The following is an 18,276-nucleotide window of genomic DNA, read 5'->3' as shown; positions in this document are numbered from 1 at the left end:
ACTCATGCACCCCCGATCGTCATATAAGAGAGGATCGCCAGGTTCACGAGACCGAGGACCGCCGCCGCAAGCCACCCGCTCTTCAGTGCTGCCTGCCAGCGGACCCGTGCGGTGACGTTATCGACGAATATCTCCGCTACGTAGGTGACTGCGACCGCAGCAACCCCGATAACAGGGTTCCAGCTGAAGAAGAGGTAGACGAACCCGAGGAGGAAGATGTTCTCGTACCAGTGAGCGATCTCGACCTGGCCGAGCGTTGAGCCCGAGAACTCCGTCGTGATGCCCTTGACGATCTCCTGGTGCGCGTGGTGCGACGTCGATATGTCGAAGGGCGATTTCCTGAGTTTGATCGTGAGAATGACGGCAAAGCCGAGGAAGACGCCCGGGAGGTAGAGGATGGCCGGCACGGTCGCGGCGGCGATATCGGCGACGTAGAAACTCCCACCGACCATGTAGAGCCCGACGGCCGCAAGGATGATCATCGGCTCGTAGGCCATCACCTGGATCAGTTCACGCTCGGCCCCGATGTGACTGTAGGGCGAGTGGACCGCGTAGGCCCCGAGCACCAGGAAGACGTGGGCGAGCGTGAAGGCAAATATGATTAAGAGCAGGTCCCCTCCCGCGAAGAAGAGCGCGCCGGAGAGGGCGATGAAGACCAGGTAGGCGAGGACGTAGAAGTTCTGCGCCGTGGTGACGACGACGTTCTCCTTCTCGAAGAGCTTGCCGACGTCGTAGAAGGGCTGCAGGAGCGGCGGCCCGACCCTCCCCTGCATCCTCGCGGTGATCTTTCGATCGATACCGGCGATGAGGCCGCCGGCGATGGGCGCAAGGATGAGGAAGAGGACTGCACCGATAAGCCCGTTCATAGGGCCACCCCCGCGAGTATCCACGATGCAAGGATCAGGACGGTGCAGACCACCGCTCCTGGGCGGAAGAGCTTTGCCTCGCCGAAGTATTCGGTGAGGTAGTAGTTCCGTGTCTGGACCTCCCGGGTCAGGCCGAGGGATCCTGCGAAGTGCAGGTCCGGCGTCGCGGGCCTCCCCCCCATGTAGACCGGGAGGTGCTTTGCGGTCCTCCGGAAGAGGAAGAACGATACCGGGAGCACCAGGAGCAGGGCCATCATCAGGAGCATGATGCCGACGTTCGCCTGTGCGAGGCGTGCCGTAGCCCCGTAGATGGCAAGGACGTAGGGCTCAATCAGCGTTGAGGATATGACCGGGAAGAGGAAGACAGCAGCTATCACGAGGCCGGTGATGATGTAGAGGGGAGCCCAGGGCTCCTCCAGGAACCCTTTCTCGACCCGCTCCACGTTCCGGGTGACCGCGACGAGTTTGCCCATCCACTTCGCCCAGAAAAAGACTGTGACGGCGCTTCCGTAGGCGAGGATGGCGATGAAGATCAGGCCGAAGGGGACCTGAACGAATGCCTCGATTGCTGCCCACTTGGATATCAGCATACCGAACGGCGCAAGGAACATCCCCGCTATCCCGATGAACATCATCACCGCCATCTTCGGCATACGGACGATCAGGCCCTCCATATCCTCGATGTTGCGGCTCCCGATCCGGTGCTCGATCGCCCCGGTCCCGAGGAAGAGGAGCGACTTCGCGACGGCGTGGAAGATGATCAAGAGGATGGCTGCCCAGACGAGCATGTAGGTCCCGACGCCCGCACATGCGGCTATCAGCCCAAGGTTTGCGATCGTCGAGTAGGCAAGGACCGATTTCGCGTCACTCTGCGATATAGCGATCGCGGATGCGACGACGAAGGTCACACCGCCGACGAGGCCGACGGAGAATCCGGCAAACGTCCCGGCAAAGACCGGCGCGAACCTGACCAGGATGTAGACGCCGGCCTTGACCATGGTGCTCGAGTGGAGCAGGGCCGAGACCGGGGTTGGGGCCACCATTGCCCCGAGGAGCCAGGAGGAGAAGGGCATCAGCGCGGCCTTCGTTATGCCGGCAAATCCAATCAACACCGCCGGGATCAGGATGACGGCCGCGTCCCCGGATGCAAGCACCCGGGCGAGATCGATGCCCCCGCTCGTCGGTTCGGTTGCGGCAAGGAAGATGAGTGCCACGACGAACGCGACCCCGCCGAGGAGGTTCATCACCAGGGCGCGGAAGGCGTTCTTTGTCGCCTCTTCGGTCTCCGAGTAGCCGATCAGCATAAACGAGCTGATGGTGGTCACTTCCCAGAAGAAGAAGACCCACATGAGGTTATTGGAGAAGACGAGGCCGAACATAGCGGCGAGGAAGGCGAAGATGACGAAGAAGAACATCCCCTGCCGGTTGCGCACCTCCGGATGATGGTGGTGATACGTCTCCATGTACCTGACCGCGTATACGGCTATGAGGCTCCCGATGATCCCTATGATCAGGGCCATGATGATGGAGAGCTGGTCGACGAAGAGGTTGTTGACCGCATGAAGGCTCCCCGGGAACGATATCTCGAGGTATACCACCAGCGCCGCCTGAACGACGGCCAGCACGATTGCCAGGTAGTTCCTGAACTTTGCGCCCATGTAGATGATGAAGAGCGCGAGCACCATCTCGATGGCCACCATGGCCATACTGGCCCCCTCCGAGGGCGCGGCAAAGTAGACCGCGTCCCCGAACGCATACCGGATGAGCAGGTATATCGATGCCCCGCCGATGAAGAGAGCGGAGAGGGTGACCACCGCGTACCGCAACGTCGTCCGTTTCACGAACAATAAAAGACATGCGGCGAGGATGGGAAATAGTATTAGGAAGAGCAGCGTCTGCACTAAAGTCCCTCGTAGGGTAGTTATGCCTTACTTACATAATTAATCATTCCAAATAGGCACCCGGGGTATCGGCCGACGTATACCCGGTGCCGGCTCCGCGCCGGGCGGTTGGGCGGGATTCCGCCGGATCTCATTCCCGGAGGCGAGGTCTTCACCGTCACCCGGGCCTGTGCGGTATCACGCACCGCACGCCTCCTCCCGCCTGTCCTGTATCGCCCCGGTAACGCGGTATGAAATGGATGTGAACATGCATCACGTTCTGCCCCGCGACCTCCCCAACGTGACGCCGATGTTGTAGCCGTCGGGATGCAGTTTTTGGTCGGTCGTCGCCCTGCAGTCATCGATGAGCCGGGCAAGCGCCATTCGCTCTTCGTCAGTCGTATCGAAGTAACTCGCCACATGTCGAAACGGTATGACGAGCAGGTGGCCGGGGCTGACCGGGTTGATGTCATAGCGGGCGTAGCAGAGGTCGTTTGCCGTCACGATATCCTCCGGGGCAGGGTTGCAGAACGGGCATGGCATGGCCTCTGCTCTTCTCCCGATCGACTATGATTGTTTTGGCCCGCCCCCTCTCACCCGAGAAGGCGGGCGAGGAGTTTCCCGGTGAGGCTTCGGGAGAGGGTGATGGCGTGCTCGGTGCACATCTCGTGGCAGCAGTAGCACCGGATGCAACGCGCAAGGTCGATCGTCGCCCGGCCTTCCGTGACGGTGATCGCGTGCACCGGGCAGATCCGTTCGCACTTCCGACAGCCGATGCATGCCGGAGCGACCACGCCGGGCCGGGGGGCATAGGTCTTCCCGAACCGCTGGACGACGGCGAGGACCACCCGTCGCCAGACCCCTGTCCCACCCCCGGCGTAGGTTGAGGGTTTCCGGAAGTCCGGGACCGCGAAGTCGGCAGGGTCGTCGCCGACCGTCCGGACGGCCCCGGGATCGACCAGGCCGCGCCCGGCTGCGCTCCTGATGCTCCCGATCTCGAGCGGGTCCATGCCGATGAGCCGCGCGAGGACGGTGTCCACGGCTGAGGGGTCGCTTCCGGCGAGGATCACCCCGATCTTTCTCGGGCTGCCGTCCTGGGGGCCGTCCCCCTCCATCGCCATGACCGCGTCGACGATCTGGAGCCGGGGCTTCATGCACTCGTTGAGGTCGAGGAGCATCCTCCCGAAGGCGTACTCGTCCCGGAACCGAAAGTGGAAGATCGGCTTCTCGAGCCCCGGAATGAGCCCGAAGAGGTTCTTTGTCGCGCCGGTCATCCGGGTCCACATGTGGGTCTTCGCTTTGGAGACGACCACGATAGCGTCTGCCGCGACTGCCGGGGTGATGATGGAGAACTGCTTCATCACCTCACCCTCCGGGAATGGGACGGTCTGAAAACTGGTATCGTAGTTCAGGGCGGCGCCGGTCTCCTCCGCCACCGCCGCGTACCCGGTGCGCGTGTATGCCCGTCGCAGGTTCGCTTCGCTGTAGACGATCCCTGCCCCGGGGCTGTCGCCGATGACGACCCGGCACCCGTGCTCCCCGAGGAGCCGGGCGACGGCAGCGACGACCGCCGGGTGGGTGGTGACGCACCGTTCCGGCTCCTGCCCCTGCAGGAGGTTCGGTTTGAGGAGGATCCTCTGTCCCGGCGATACGAACTTCCCGGTGCCGCCGAGAAGATCGACCGCGCGGCGGACGGCCGCCTCGATCTCGTCCCGCCCATAGCCGTCGCACCTGACGACGGCGACGGTCGCGTCCCGCCCGGCCGGCTGCACCCTCTCACTCCTCCCCGAGGCGGCCGAGCGCCTCTCTTGCCGCGAGCATTGCCGCTCCCTGCTTGGTCGGCGCCTCTCCCTCTCCGAGGAGAGCCCCCCCAACGGTTACCCGGGCGGCCCAGACCGGGGAGTTCCCCGGGCCGGTCCGGCGGTAGGCATACCCGATCCCGCCGAGATCCTTCCGGGCGGCGTACTCCTGGAGCCTCCCCCGGTAGTTGCGGCGGGTGTTGCACTCCGCTATCTCGTCCTCAAATATGGCGAGAACCACTTCCCGGGCCGCAGCGAGGCCGCGGTCAAGGTAGATGGCGCCGATCAGGGCCTCGAACGCGTCGGCGATGATGGATTCGGTCAGCGCCTGTCCTTTTCTCCTGATGATGCCGTCGATGCCGAGGCCCTGCTGGAGCACGACGTCGGCGAGTTTCTTGTTTCTCGTGACCTGGAGCCTCCGGTTCATCTCGCCGGGCGGGAGGTCGTACTCGCCGTAGAGGTGGTCGGCGATGATGAAGTCGAGGACGTAGTTCCCCAGGAACTCGAGCCGCTCGTTGTCGTCGACAGTCGTTATCGGGTACTCCCCGCCGTTTGCGTACGACCGGTGGGTCAGCGCACGGTCGTAGAGGGGGAGGGCCGCGTTGCGGACGTCGGTGATCCCGAATGGGGGGGTGGCAAGGAGCGCGCGCACCTCCGTCTCCCGGTCATGGCCGGCGGACTCCCGGCGCTCGGGAGGTTTCTGGCCGAAGAGGTTGCCGATACGAAGTTTTTCTCTTATAGTGGCAAGTCTCATGGTCGTCGGGGGCAGGAGTATCCTGCCGCTCTTTATAGAATGGCTACCGTACTGCCGGATAAACCTTTGCCGGGGAGAGGGTGCCGGGGTAACCTTTTCGTCGTCGGGAAAAGAGATATCTACCTGTGGTTCTGTCCGTGAGGGGCGAGGACGGCGGGAGCGTCTACCTGGACATCGAGTTCGGGTACGTCTACGGCACCTGCCGGGCGGTCATGATGCCGATTGAGATAGGTGCGGTCGTCCATCGGCCGGAGGATGACAGCGTCAGCTATGTCGGGGAGCAGTTCCGGTACGACATCGACGTTGAGATATGGAAGAAGGTGACCGACCCCTGCGGCAAGACCACCGGTGTCGCGACGACTGTGGCGAACATGGGCCGCGGCGAGTATGGGATGGCCTACAACCACTCCTTTCGGGTCTCCGACGGCGAGGTGCCGGCGGCAGAAGAGACCGCCCAAAATGCGTTTGCCGATCTCCGGCTCTTTATGGAATCGGTCCTCTCAGCAGGAGATATACCGGAGATAGTCGTCTTTGCGGCAGATATGGAGAAAAAGGCCTTTCGGGCCGCAGAGGTCTCACTCGACGGGTGCATGCTGGTCGACCTCCAGCGAGAGATCCGGCGGCGCTTCGGTATGAAGCAGGTCCTCTCCCTCGACCGCCTCGCCCGGCTCATCGATTTTCGCGCCGGGGAATCCACCGTCGCCTCGATGCACTTCCGATACCCCGTCCCCCGGGAGTACCGCCACCTCCTGGATGTCCACCGGGGGATGGGCGACGCCGTCCGGACGTTCCTGCTCGCACGGGAGTATCAGGAGAGGCTGCCGCACCTCGAAGCCCGTATCCGGGCCCTTATGGACACCTGCGCGAGCGACGGGTGATGGATGGGGTGGCCGGGGTCGATTTAAGGGGGCGCGGTCGGGTGTTTCACCTCTAAAACTCCCCGGTCTTCACCCCCAGGGCGCCGTCAGGAACTGTTCTTCACCAGGAGCACTGCTCCCTCTCCCGGCACCCGGCGTTCCGATGCGGGTTCGCGGTTCCCCGGCGCCTCCCCGGTCGACGCAAGCGGCCCGGTCAGGAGGACTTCGACCTCCGTGCCCCCGTGGATGCTGCCGGTGCCCACGGGGACGTGCAGGCAGGCGTTTGCGCGTACCACTGTCATCTGCGTCCCGGCGCCCCGGGGCAGGGGGATGGCGGCATACCTGTCGCCGTCCCGGGATACCGTGAGAAAGATAAACTCATCAAATCCAGGATCGGTCTGGATCGTCCTCGCGAGCCGGGCGCGGAGGCGCTCCCCGGGCCGGGCGGAAAATCCCCACTCCGCGAGCAGGGGGAGGGCGAGCTCCCGGACGGTCGTCATAGCGGCGATCGGGTAGCCCGGCATCCCGATCACCGGTTTGCCGTCGACCCTCCCGATGATCGCTGGTTTCCCGGGTTTCACGGCGATCCCGTGGACGAGCACCTCGCCGAGGTCGCTGATGACGCTGGCTGTGAAATCACGGGTGCCTGCCGAGGAACCGGCAGAGACGAGGAGCAGGTCGTTCTCCCGGATGCCCTTTCCGATCGCCTCCGAAAGCAGCCCGGGGTCATCGCGGACGATTCCGTAGCGGGTGCAGGTTGCGCCTGCCTCACCAAGCCATGCCGCCGCAATGGCGGTGTTGCTCTCGATCACCTCTCCCGGACCCGGGCGCTCACCCGCCGGGATCACCTCGCTCCCCGTTGGGAGGAGGCCGACGTTCACAGCCTGTACGTCGACCCTCGTAATCCCGTAGGAGAGGAGCGCCCCGATATCCCAGGGGCGTATCGAGTGCCCGGCCGGGAGGATCATCTCCCCGCTCCGGATCTCCTCCCCGGCGGGATGTATGTGCTCCCCGGGGAGCACGGCCCTTCTGGTGCACCAGGCCCCGTCTCCCCCCGTGACATCCTCGATCATGACGACCGCATCGTATCCCGGGGGAATTACGTTCCCCGTATTCACCCGAAAGGGGTTCCTGAGTGGGACTGGGCTCTCGTCGCGCGCACCCCGGGTCTCGCTGCTCACGACGGCAAAACCATCTCGTGCAGCAATGTCCGTTGCCGGGACCGTCAGCGGTGAGTGGGTGGCCCTTGCCGTCACCCGCCTGACCGACCCGGCCACCGGAACCCGGACAGTCCGGTCTGGGCGCGGAAAGGTGGCCCGCATCATATCCAGGACCCCTGCAAGCGGTCTCAGCGTGAGGCGCTCCCTCACCATAGCGTCACGTCCACCTCGCTTCCGGCCTCGAGCCTCTCACATCCCGGGAGGATCCTGGTGAGCCCGTCACCCTATCCGGGGGAAAAAAGTTAGATTCTGGTGTAGAGGTTTGCATACACCGTCTTGCCCCTGGATATCGGGTGGCGTTCACCGAGATCCCCGATGTAGTGAGCGAAGAGGGCCGTCTCACCATCGACCTCCTGCTCGACCTCACCGACCATCTTGAATCCCGGGAGCGGGTTTTCTATCGTCCCGTAGACGTAGATGTCGCCTTTCACCATCTGCCCGCCGACACGGCCTTTGGCGTTGCCCTTGATGACGACGGTGCCCCCTTCGCCGTGGGTGGAGACGTGAATGTCCGCATCGCCGCCGATGATGATCGTCCCGCCGTTGATGAACGTCGCCGTATCGTTGCCGACGGATCCAGCGACCCGGATCAGCCCGCCCTTCATGCCGCGCCACTCGCCGCGTGGCGATGCGCCCAGGTGGTGTCCGGCGTTCCCGTCGACGATCAGCTCGCCGCCTTCCATCCCGATGCCGCAGAACGAGTCGACGTTTCCTTTCACGTGGATTTTCCCGCCTTTCATCCAGCCGCCGATGTACATGTCGGCGTTGCCTTCGATGACGATCTCGCCTGCGGTCATCTGCTGGCCGATCCTTTTAACGCGGGTGCAGTCCCCGCGGAGGACGATCCTGGTATCGGCTGCTGTCGCTGCGCCGTCGCCTGCAACGGTGAAGTAATTCCCGAGCGGGCCCTTCTGTTTGCCTTCCCAGACATCGAGGGTGGCGATCTCGGCGGCTTTCTTTGCTGCAAAGTTGTCCGGAGTGATGTTCTGCCCCTCAAGAAGGAGTTCGGAGGGGTTGGTCAGGGTGAGGGTTACTGTCTTCATGCTTCTTATCACCTCATTGTGCTGCATTGACCTCGATCACCCGGGGGTTATGGAGGTGTTCTTCGAAGAGCGAGTAGTTATCGAGTTTCACGCTGTAGTGCCGGAGGAAGTGCTCGTAGATGTCTCTCTGTACCTGTGCGTTCTCCGGAACCTTCACATCGACCCAGATGGTCCGCTTTGCGGGCTCGGAGACAACTTCGCCGTCCCGGACAGTCACGATACCGTCCTTCACGAGCCAGGCGCACCGGGAGAAGGCCTTCTCGATCGCTGCCGGGTCGGAGGGCATATCCTCGGGGTTGAGGGGGTAGACGGCGATATCGGCATCCATGCCGGGGGCAAGCCCGCCGTACATGTCGCTGATCCCGAGCGCCTTTGCCGGCCCTGCCCGGGTCATCTGCGCTATCTCGTAGAGGTCGAGTTCGCGGTCGATGCTGTCTATGGAGGTTGACTCAATCGTCCGGTCAAGCCACTTGAACGTCTTCATGGTCTCGTCACGCGCCGCACGGCTCATCAGCCAGGTGATGACCTGCGGATAGCGGGTGAACGGCCCGGCGTTCGGGTGGTCGGTGGTGATGAACGTCCGCATCAGGTCTTTCGAGAAGAGCGCGAGTTCCAGGCCGACAGCCCACTGGATGGTGCAGACCTTGACCTTCGGGCTGTAGATGTAGGGGACGACACCCGCGGCGGTCTCGAGTTCGACGTCCACGTTTGCCCATTTAAGGTTATTGAGGGCCCGGAGGTGGTGTTCGAACGGCCCATCGGCGGTCATTGTGGTGGTCTCGTCGAGCGTCACCTGACCCATATCGACGGTGATGTTGTCGTGGGCGTTCACGTAGTCCATGATGTCTTTTGATCTCGACTCCACGTTCCCCCAGGAATCGCCACCGTAGGCGTGAAACTGAAGGTGCGTGACGTGCATAACCTGCTCCCGGCCGAAGTTGTTCTTCGGCGTGTAACCCTCGGCGAGCCTGAGCGACTCGAGGGTGTCGGTGTAGTTGCCGGGGTTTCCGAGGTTGTTGCAGTGCAGGTGCATCGAGTGGGGGAGGCCCAGGTGTTCGTTCGTCTCGATGAGCCCTGTGATGATCCGGGCCGGGGTGATATCGAAGTACGGGACCGGGTCGTGGATATGCACACAGTTCAGCCCCCATCCCCAGGCTTCGGATCCGCCGGGGTTCACGACCTTGATGCCGAACCCGCGCGTGGCCTGCAGGAGCCAGGCAGTATACGCGGCATTGTTCTCGATCTCGTTGTTCTTGAGGTATTCGAGGGTGAACCAGTTGTTCCCGAAGACCGGCATCGCGGCGTTGTCGATGATAGGAGTATCCCGGATCTCCTCGTGGACGTGCGGGGAGTGGAGCGGGGGCATCGCCGCCTCGTTGACGAAGACGTAACCCATCCGGGCGTAGTCGTAGCCGGTCTTGAACGTGGAGGGGACCGAGGAACCCATCTCCATACGGCTGCACGTAGGGGATTTGTGGGGGCTCTTGAAGAGTTTGTCTTCCGGCCGGAAGAGCCGGCCGACGTTCACCTTCGGCCCGACCACGTGGGAGTGGATGTCCACGCCGCCCGCCATCACGGTCATACCGGCGGCGTCGATCGTCTTCGGGTTCTCAAGAGCGCTCGTCTCGACGATCTTCCCGTCCTTGATACCGATGTCCATCCGGTCGCCTTTGATCCCCTGCAGGGGATCAAAGACGAACCCGTTTTTGATCAGCAGTTCACTCATGGTTCACTCCCCCACACGGACGCCTTCCGGCGCTGCTTTTACGGGTTCCTTCGCGACTTCCTCTGCTTCGAGTTCGCAGAGCCTCTTGTGGATCCGTTCGAAGACCTCCTCGTCGCTGATGACGCCTTCTGGCGGGTCGATGACCTTGCGGTACTGGATCGGGACATTGTCCATCCGGTAGACAATGCCCGGGACCTCGACCCCGACGATCCCTACCGGGATATGGAGGTCGGAGATCTCGCTTGCCATGCAGATGTTCGGGTCGATGGTGATCCAGGGGTGCTTCCGGAGGTGTTTGACCGCATCGATCGGGAAGTGGGCGCCAGCATCGGTCCCGATGTTGATGAAGGCGTCCACCTCGTCTCGCATCGCAAGGTCGATGGAGCTCGTCTCGCCGGGGTTCATGTGGGCGATATCGCGTTTGGTCAGGTCAAGGCAGTAGGGATATCCGTACTGCCACGACCAGACCGCGCCCGGCCCGGTGATGTTGTAGTGGCCCCGCATCGCCATGATCGTCCACTTGGTGAAGTCGTTGAGGTCGCGGGTCAGGCTGATGGCGATGTCCACGTTGTGGTTCCGGCCGTCGGAATGGCAGAGCCCCATGCCGTAGAAGATGGTGCCAAACCGCGCTTTCTTCAGGATATCAGCAACCTCGACGATCTGCTCGCGCCTGATCCCGGCAACCACGTCGGGGATCTCGTGGCCCCGGACAACGGCGCGGAATGCGTCGAAGAGCTCGTAGTCGTGTCCCTGCTGCACCTGGAGGTATATGTCCGCCACCTGGGCGGTATCGGTGTGCCGGGGGTCGACGACGATGATCTTGCGGCTCTTGTGGCCCTTGCCGGTGAAGAAGCCGCGGGGGAAGATCGAGTAGCGGGACATGTGCCGTGGATGAGCGTGGGCCGGGTTTGCGCCCCAGTAGACGATGACGTCCGCGCGGTTCTTCGTCTCACCGAGGGTGCAGCTCGGGTAGCCGTTATCGAATATGGCAAGGAACGAGCTCCCGTGGCAGATGGACGCGCAGTTGTCGAGTACGGCCCCTGCCTTCTCGGCAACCTTGGCTGCGGCGGCCATGCCCTCGCAGTTGGTCGATCCGAATCCGTATATCAGGGGCTTCTTCGCCTTGTAGAGCACGTTCGCTGCGTAGTCGATCGCCTCATCGTAGGATATGTCCTTGTAGGTGCCGTCCGGCTGGCGGAGGCGCGGTAGCCGGACCCTCTCGCCGCCCGTCGCGTGGTGGAAGATCTGGTTTCCGATAGCACAGGCATTCTCCACCTCGAGGATCTTCTTTCCGTCGTCCGATACGGTCACGACAAGGTCGTCACAGCAGACGCCGCAGTATGGGCATCCGACGTTCTCAACTTTCTTTGACATTATTGATCACCTCTCCACATCCCGACGGCTCCCTGAACGAGTTCGAGCGCGCTCTTGCGCCGTTCACCGTTGACAGGTTCAACCGTCACGGGGAAGCCGCTGTACTGGGGCTCCCCCGTCGCCTGGGTCCGTGGAGGAACCACCTGGTTTGCCCAGACCCCCTGCGGGATGAACGCAAGGCCGGGGTAGAGCGACTGGCGCCCCCTGACGGTCTTGACGACCACGCTTCCGCATTCGCTCGTCACCCGTACAAGCTGGTTCGGGACCAGGCCGAGCGCCCTGACATCGTCGTCGTGCATCTCGATGATCGAGCAGGCCTCGAAGTATTCCGGGGTCGTTTTGCCCTTCTCCATCGCAACACCTTCTTCGATGGAACGCTGGGTAATCATGTTCAACGTAATCCTGTTCGCCATGGTTCTGCCTCAATGTGGTTGATAGGATCGGTCTCCCGAAGCTCCGGCGAGTCGGCCCCGTAGAGTGCGGTGCTCCCAACACGCGGCCCGTGATGGATTCTCCCCTGCGTTGCGAGAGGCTCTGCCGGGATCTTCCATACCCGGCAAATCGGGCCCTCTTGCACGGTGAACGCCTGTTGGTCGGTTCACTGGAACACGCCGGAGAGTCGGCCGATATGCAGGGGCCTCTTCACCAGGGGAATTGAGACTCTGCGGACGGAGCACCGGATGGATCGCTATGTCATAACTTGTAATGTTTTCTATTTAACGATTCCGAATTGGTAAGTTATTTTAGGTTATCAACTTTACATCGAGCGGCATGGTTGAGGCTATTTTTTTATATGTGGGATTTTATTGGGTAATATTTAAAAATATTGCTAAATTTTGGGTTTTATGGAGTTTGTCCGGGTAGGGCTTATTTTTTGATATATTTGACTTGCGGGTGTGCGGGGGTGTCAGCCTCTCTCCGGCAGGAGTCATGGAGCAGAGGCTGAGGGAGGAATGAACCGGCATAATGCCTTCTCCTCTCTCTTCCGGATGCCTTCGAGTGGGCTCTACTCCGGCGGCCCTGCTCCTGCCTTGGGTACACCCGGTTGCGACGGCCCGGTTGTGGGGCGATTACTATATAGTTATGTCTCTTTTACTTCTGACTTAAATTCATTTTTTTCGAAAAAAGGAGGTCTAAACATTTGACTCGCGGCAAATCCTGCCCGACCTGAGTAGCATTATATATCTCAGGGTATAACCTATTACAGAAGGTGCAATTGAGCACTTTTTGACAAAATTTATTTTAACTATTATTATTTGTATTGTCTTCTTTATTATTTAATGCTACTTTCTTCCGTGGCCTCTTAGATGATCATTCCGGTAGCGCGGATTAGGGGAAATTCTTTTTAAGTACGACGTTCAACCTTTTGGACCATAGAAACTCGATTTTAAAATAACCAATCAGGCATAAAATTGATATAAATGTTACTTTATGTAAAAAAGTCCATCTAATTTCGCAAATTTTATTAATAACTCTTCTTCTACTCTTATAGTCCCTTTTGGGACGTGCAGTTGCGGCCTTCAGAGAGTCGGTGCAGGCGAATGCTCCGGCCTCTTTCATGAACAGAATGCTTTGAACAAGGGTAAAAGGATGAAATACTATGGCTAAATACACGGAAACAATCGATCTCTATTCTGATGACGGGAAGCTGCTCAAGGGCGGCGTCACCCTCGACAGAATCAGCCCGCTGGTTAACCCGGCCACAAGTAAGATCATCGACCTGACCAAGAGAACGATCAACGTGAACCTTGGGGGCATCCAGGATGCACTCAAGACCGGAAAACTTGGAAAGGGCAAGATCAAGGGAAGAGAACTGGATCTCCCAATTATGGAGAACAAGGATGCCATCGTCGCCAGGATCAAGGAGATGATCCAGGTTGAGGAGGGTGACGACACCGAGATCCTGGAGTTCAACGGCGGAAAGCTCCAGCTCGTCCAGGTCCCGGCAAAGCGCCTGATGAATGCTGCCACCTACGATGCCGCGATCACGTCGGTCGCCTCCGCGACCACTTACGCGATCGTCGATCAGTTCAACATCGACGCTTTTAACGCATCCACCGTCAAGGCGGCCTGCTGGGGCGGCTACCCGCACACCCAGGACCTTCAGGGTGCGCTCGTTACGTCGATCCTGAACATCCCCCAGAACAACGAAGGTCTCGGCTATGCGCTCCGGAACATCCCGGTTAACCACACCGTCATGATGACCGGCAGGAACGCCCTGCAGGGCGCTGCGCTCGCATCAACGCTCGAGACCGCCGGTGTCTTCGAGATGGGATCCGCCGTCGGACCGTTCGAGCGCGCCATGCTGCTCGCCTATGCCTACCAGGGCCTGAACGCGAACAATATGGTCTATGACCTCGTCAAGGAGAACGGCCAGACCGGAACCGTCGGTACGGTCGTCCAGAGCCTGGTCGAGCGCGCCATCGAGGACAAGGTCATCGCCCCGGGGAAGAAGGGCGGGTACTTCCAGTTCTACGACACGAAGGACCCCATGCTCTGGAACGCCTACGCCGCCGCAGGAACCATGGCAGCCACCATCGTCAACTGTGGTGCCGGACGGTTTGCCCAGGCAGTCTCCTCGACGCTCCTGTACTTCAACGACCTGCTTGAGCACGAGACCGGTCTCCCGAGCACCGACTACGGTCGTGTCATGGGTACCGCTGTCGGATTCTCGTTCTTCAGCCACTCGATCTACGGCGGTGGCGGTCCCGGTATCTTCAACGGCAACCATGTCGTGACCCGTCACGCCAACGGTGTGGCTATCCCGTGTGTGGTCGCTGCAATGGCGCTTGATGCCGGAACCCAGATGTTCTCGCCCGAGAGCACCTCGAAGATCTTCGCCGATACCTACGGCAAGATCGATGTGTTCAACAAGCCGATCAACCAGATCGCAAACGGAGCCTGAACGAGCAGAGATCCGAATGATGAACGCCACATTTCCGCGGGCGGGGATTGTGCCGCTCGGGGTGCTCAAACCTGAGACCGCCGAACGCCTGCTCGCTATGCTTGCCGGCATCCGCCGGATGACGATCCACGGCCCCGGCGCGATACAGCGCTCATCTGCCTTGCGGACCCCCGGAACGGGGAAGGCCCGGTGGCCGGGTGGTCGTCTGGGACCCGCGGTGACGGCAGGTGCCTTCATGGCCGGAAATATGGCTGAAATTCATTCAAAACAGGAAATGGATAAGATATCAATCTCTTTGAGGTGAATAAAAACATGGCATACAAGCCCCAGTATGGTCCCGGGACATCGATTGTCGCCGAGAACCGGCGCAAGCAGATGAACCCCAGCCAGAAGCTTGAGAAGGTTCGTTCCGTAACGGATGAGGATATCGTGCTGGTCCTCGGCCACCGCGCTCCCGGATCAGCGTATCCGAGTGCTCACCCGCCGCTCGCCGAGCAGCAGGAGCCCGACTGCCCCATGCGCAAGCTCGTCAAGCCCACCGAGGGTGCAAAGGCCGGCGACCGCGTCCGCTACATCCAGTTTGCGGACTCGATGTTCAACGCCCCCTCGCAGCCCTACCAGCGGACCTACACCGAGATGTACCGCTTCCGCGGCATCGACCCCGGCACGCTCTCCGGCCGTCAGATCGTCGAGTGCCGTGAGCGTGACCTCGAGAAGTACTCGAAGGATCTCATCGAGACCGAGATGTTCGACCCTGCTCTCGTCGGCATCCGTGGTGCGACCGTGCACGGCCACTCGCTCCGTCTCGCTGAAGACGGCATGATGTTCGACATGCTCCAGAGGAACATCCTCGGTGAGGACGGCGTCGTCAAGTACGTCAAGAACCAGATCGGTGAGCCTCTCGACCGTGCGGTTGCCGTCGGCAAGCCCATGGACGAGAAGTGGCTCAAAGCCCACACGACGATCTTCCACTCGCTCGTAGGAACTCCCTACCGTGAGGATACCGAGTACATCGAATACGTCCAGCGCATCCACTCGCTGCGGACAAAATACGGCTTCATGCCGAAAGAGGAGTGATTGAGAAATGGCAAAGATTGAGAGATCCCAGAAGATGTTCCTGAAAGCCCTCAAGGAGAAGTTCCAGGGGCAGGACGTCGAGTCCGAGACCACCGAGTTCTACAAGTTCAACGGTGTCCGCCAGTCTCCCCGTAAGCTGGAGTTCATGAAGGCGAGCCGTGCCGTTGAGATGGACCGTGGCATCTCCATGTACGATCCCGAGCGTTGCCACCTTGGCGGCATCCCGATGGGCCAGCGCCAGCTGATGACCTACGAGGTCTCCGGCACCGGCGTCTTCGTCGAGGGTGACGACCTCCACTTCGTCAACAACTCTGCCATGCAGCAGATGTGGGACGATATCAGGAGAACGGTCATCGTCGGCATGGACCTCGCTCACCAGACCCTGCAGAAGCGTCTCGGGAAGGAAGTTACCCCTGAGACGATCAACGAGTACCTCCACATCCTGAACCACGCCATGCCCGGCGCAGCCGTCGTTCAGGAACACATGGTCGAGACCCACCCCGGCCTCGTCGACGACTGTTACGTCAAGGTCTTCACCGGCGACCAGGAACTCGCCGACGACATCGAACCCCAGTTCCTGCTGGACATCGAGAAGCTCTTCCCCGCAAAGCAGGCTGAGGAGCTCAAGGCAGAAGTCGGCAAGAGCATGTACCAGGCGATCCACATCCCGACCGCGGTCTCCCGGACCTGCGACGGTGGAACGACTTCCCGGTGGTCTGCGATGCAGATCGGTATGTCCTTCATCGCCGCCTACCGCATGTGCGCCGGTGAAGCGGCTGTCGCCGACCTCTCCTACGCTGCCAAGCACGCAGGCGTCGTCCAGATGGCCTCCCACCTGCCTGCCCGGCGTGCCCGTGGCCCCAACGAGCCCGGCGGTATCAAGTTCGGCCTCTTCGCCGATATCATCCAGGCAAACCGGAAATACCCCAACGACCCCGCCCGGGCATCCCTCGAGGTCGTCGGCGCCGGAACCATGCTCTACGACCAGATCTGGCTCGGCTCCTACATGTCCGGTGGTGTCGGATTCACCCAGTACGCGACCGCGGCTTACACCGACAACATCCTTGATGAGTTCACCTACTACGGTATGGACTACGCCAAGGACAAATACAAGGTCGACTGGAAGAACCCGAGCGCGAACGACAAGGTCAAGCCGACACAGGAGATCGTCAACGATCTCGCCACCGAGGTCACCCTCAACGCCATGGAGCAGTACGAGCAGTTCCCGACCATGATGGAGGACCACTTCGGCGGGTCCCAGCGTGCCGGTGTCATCGCCGCCGCGTCCGGCCTGACCACCGCCATCGCGACCGGCAACTCGAACGCCGGCCTCAACGCCTGGTACCTCTCGATGCTCCTGCACAAGGACGGATGGTCGCGGCTTGGCTTCTTCGGCTACGACCTCCAGGACCAGTGCGGATCCGCAAACTCGCTCTCCATGGAGCCCGACCGCGGCCTGATGGGAGAACTGCGTGGTCCGAACTACCCGAACTACGCGATGAACGTCGGTCACCAGGGCGAGTACGCCGCGATCGTCGGCAGCGCTCACTACGGACGTGGCGATGCGTTCTGCTACAGCCCGCTCGTCAAGGTCTGCTTCGCCGACCCGGCCCTGAAGTTCAACTTCGCAGAGCCCCGCCGCGAGTTCGCGAAGGGTGCAATCCGCGAGTTCATGCCCGCCGGCGAGCGTTCGCTCATCATCCCGGCCCGGTAAACTCTCCATAACCCCTTTTTATTTGCACGTCCTCACAATCCGCGATCGCAAACATTCCTGCCGATCAGACGGAAAGAAGGTGGAGCGGGTGGTTCTCACTCGCCCACGTCTTATAATAGTTCAGATTCGTAACACAAAGTCAGTTGTATCTCGCTGTTTTTGGCGTATTTTTCGGTGTTCCTGCCCCTGAGCCGCCTGCCCCGGTCACCGGGAGGCGCGCGGGGCGCAAGGCGGGGCGCGTGGTGCTGTCGAGCAAAACCCCTGTTTGCAGAAATGCTCCAGTACAGGGGGTGCCTCGAGATGTTGGCGGGCGCGAGGCTTGAAGATTAAAGCCCAAAAATGGATTTCAAGTGAATGTCACGTCAGGGAGATATGCCTCTATCTCTGCGGGGTTGAAGGCGGCATGAGCGGGCAGACTCCCTCCGCAAGGGGGGAGGTGAAAGCGGCGCCCCTTCTTCACTTTCACACCGCCCGGGTATTCTTTATGCCGGAGGGGAGCTAACATGACCCTATCGTATGTTGCGGCGGTACCAGTACCGGCTGTATCCGACCGAGGATCAGAAGACTCTGATCGCCAAGCACCTTGGGTGCTGCCGGTTCGTATACAACTGGGCCCTCAACCTCAAGAACACGGCGTACCACGACGGGGGCATCAGCCTGTCCAGATACGACCTCACGAACCAGCTTCCGGCGCTCAAAGAGGAGTTGCCGTGGCTGAAAGAGGTCAACGCCCAGTCGCTGCAGCAATCGATTATCCATCTCTCCCGTGCGTTCACGAACTTCTTCGAGGGCCGGGGCGAAGCGCCGACCTTCAAGCAGAAGCACGCCCCAGAACAGGCGTTCACGGTACCCCAATCATACACCGTGGACTTCAAGCAGGGGACCGTGAAGCTCCCGAAGATCGGAACGCTCAAAGTCAAGTATCACCGCACCTTCGTGGGCACGATGAAGTCTGCAACCGTCATCCGCCAATCGACCGGCCGGTACTTCCTCAGTATCGTGGTCGAGGACGGGCGGAAGCCCCCGCAACCCGCCGATCCGATCCCGGATCAGACGGTCGG

The 18,276-nt window shown here is 61.1% G+C and carries 14 protein-coding genes and 1 pseudogene; 5 read left to right on the top strand and 10 right to left on the bottom strand.

Annotated features, from left to right (window positions below):
* Positions 1 to 2: 2 nt before the first annotated feature.
* From BP846_RS02380 to BP846_RS02360, 5 genes and pseudogenes are all read right to left on the bottom strand, one after another.
* Positions 3 to 866: a respiratory chain complex I subunit 1 family protein gene (locus tag BP846_RS02380; RefSeq protein ID WP_292392448.1), complete on the bottom strand. Its 864-nt coding sequence runs from the start codon at positions 864 to 866 to the stop codon at positions 3 to 5.
* A complete protein-coding gene (locus BP846_RS02375; RefSeq protein ID WP_292392447.1) occupies positions 863 to 2,767 on the bottom strand; it encodes an NADH-quinone oxidoreductase subunit L in 1,905 nt (634 codons plus the stop codon). Before BP846_RS02375 ends, BP846_RS02380 begins: the two co-directional genes overlap by 4 nt.
* A 157-nt stretch (positions 2,768 to 2,924) precedes the next feature.
* A pseudogene (locus BP846_RS02370) lies at positions 2,925 to 3,289 on the bottom strand (HIT family protein).
* A gap of 50 nt (positions 3,290 to 3,339) precedes the next feature.
* The gene (locus BP846_RS02365; RefSeq protein ID WP_292392446.1) at positions 3,340 to 4,518 is read right to left on the bottom strand and encodes a DUF362 domain-containing protein; all 1,179 of its coding nucleotides are present in this window, start codon (positions 4,516 to 4,518) and stop codon (positions 3,340 to 3,342) included.
* A 4-nt stretch (positions 4,519 to 4,522) separates the two neighbouring features.
* Entirely contained in the window at positions 4,523 to 5,299 is a 777-nt protein-coding gene (locus BP846_RS02360) for a ribonuclease III family protein (protein ID WP_292392445.1), read from the bottom strand.
* A 125-nt stretch (positions 5,300 to 5,424) separates the two neighbouring features.
* Between BP846_RS02360 and BP846_RS02355 the strand changes: the two genes are divergently transcribed.
* Entirely contained in the window at positions 5,425 to 6,177 is a 753-nt protein-coding gene (locus BP846_RS02355) for a hypothetical protein (RefSeq protein WP_292392444.1), read from the top strand.
* A gap of 86 nt (positions 6,178 to 6,263) precedes the next feature.
* Here BP846_RS02355 and BP846_RS02350 read toward each other — a convergent pair whose 3' ends face one another.
* The 5 genes from BP846_RS02350 to BP846_RS02330 all read right to left on the bottom strand — a co-directional run bounded on the left by BP846_RS02350 (position 6,264) and on the right by BP846_RS02330 (position 11,908).
* On the bottom strand, positions 6,264 to 7,529 hold the full coding sequence (locus tag BP846_RS02350) for a molybdopterin-binding protein (protein WP_292392443.1): 1,266 nt from the start codon (positions 7,527 to 7,529) through the stop codon (positions 6,264 to 6,266).
* Between the two features lie 89 nt (positions 7,530 to 7,618).
* Entirely contained in the window at positions 7,619 to 8,419 is an 801-nt protein-coding gene (locus BP846_RS02345; protein WP_292392442.1) for a formylmethanofuran dehydrogenase subunit C, read from the bottom strand.
* A 13-nt stretch (positions 8,420 to 8,432) separates the two neighbouring features.
* Positions 8,433 to 10,145: a formylmethanofuran dehydrogenase subunit A gene (locus tag BP846_RS02340; protein WP_292392441.1), complete on the bottom strand. Its 1,713-nt coding sequence runs from the start codon at positions 10,143 to 10,145 to the stop codon at positions 8,433 to 8,435.
* A 3-nt stretch (positions 10,146 to 10,148) separates the two neighbouring features.
* Complete coding sequence (locus BP846_RS02335; protein ID WP_292392440.1) at positions 10,149 to 11,519, bottom strand: formylmethanofuran dehydrogenase subunit B; 1,371 nt, start codon at positions 11,517 to 11,519, stop codon at positions 10,149 to 10,151.
* Positions 11,519 to 11,908 carry a molybdopterin dinucleotide binding domain-containing protein gene (locus tag BP846_RS02330; protein ID WP_394339949.1) on the bottom strand — a complete coding sequence of 130 codons (390 nt, stop codon included), beginning with the start codon at positions 11,906 to 11,908 and terminating at the stop codon, positions 11,519 to 11,521. Before BP846_RS02330 ends, BP846_RS02335 begins: the two co-directional genes overlap by 1 nt.
* Positions 11,909 to 13,119: 1,211 nt before the next feature.
* On the opposite strand from BP846_RS02330, the gene mcrB reads away from it, so the two are divergent.
* The 4 genes from mcrB to BP846_RS02310 all read left to right on the top strand — a co-directional run.
* Positions 13,120 to 14,424 (top strand): coenzyme-B sulfoethylthiotransferase subunit beta, encoded by a 1,305-nt coding sequence (mcrB, locus tag BP846_RS02325; protein WP_292392438.1) that lies wholly within the window; start codon positions 13,120 to 13,122, stop codon positions 14,422 to 14,424.
* A gap of 312 nt (positions 14,425 to 14,736) precedes the next feature.
* Positions 14,737 to 15,501, top strand: coding sequence for a coenzyme-B sulfoethylthiotransferase subunit gamma (gene mcrG, locus BP846_RS02320; RefSeq protein ID WP_292392437.1), 765 nt, complete (start codon positions 14,737 to 14,739; stop codon positions 15,499 to 15,501).
* A 7-nt stretch (positions 15,502 to 15,508) separates the two neighbouring features.
* The gene (gene mcrA, locus BP846_RS02315) at positions 15,509 to 17,215 is read left to right on the top strand and encodes a coenzyme-B sulfoethylthiotransferase subunit alpha (RefSeq protein WP_292392436.1); all 1,707 of its coding nucleotides are present in this window, start codon (positions 15,509 to 15,511) and stop codon (positions 17,213 to 17,215) included.
* 516 nt (positions 17,216 to 17,731) lie between these two features.
* A partial coding sequence (locus BP846_RS02310) for a transposase (RefSeq protein WP_292392435.1) occupies positions 17,732 to 18,276 on the top strand: 545 nt, incomplete at its 3' end.

This window comes from Methanoculleus sp. UBA303 (genome assembly GCA_002501655.1).
Lineage (GTDB): Archaea > Halobacteriota > Methanomicrobia > Methanomicrobiales > Methanoculleaceae > Methanoculleus.
Note: the sequence above shows the minus strand (reverse complement) of the source record. Positions and strands in the feature narration are given on the sequence as shown.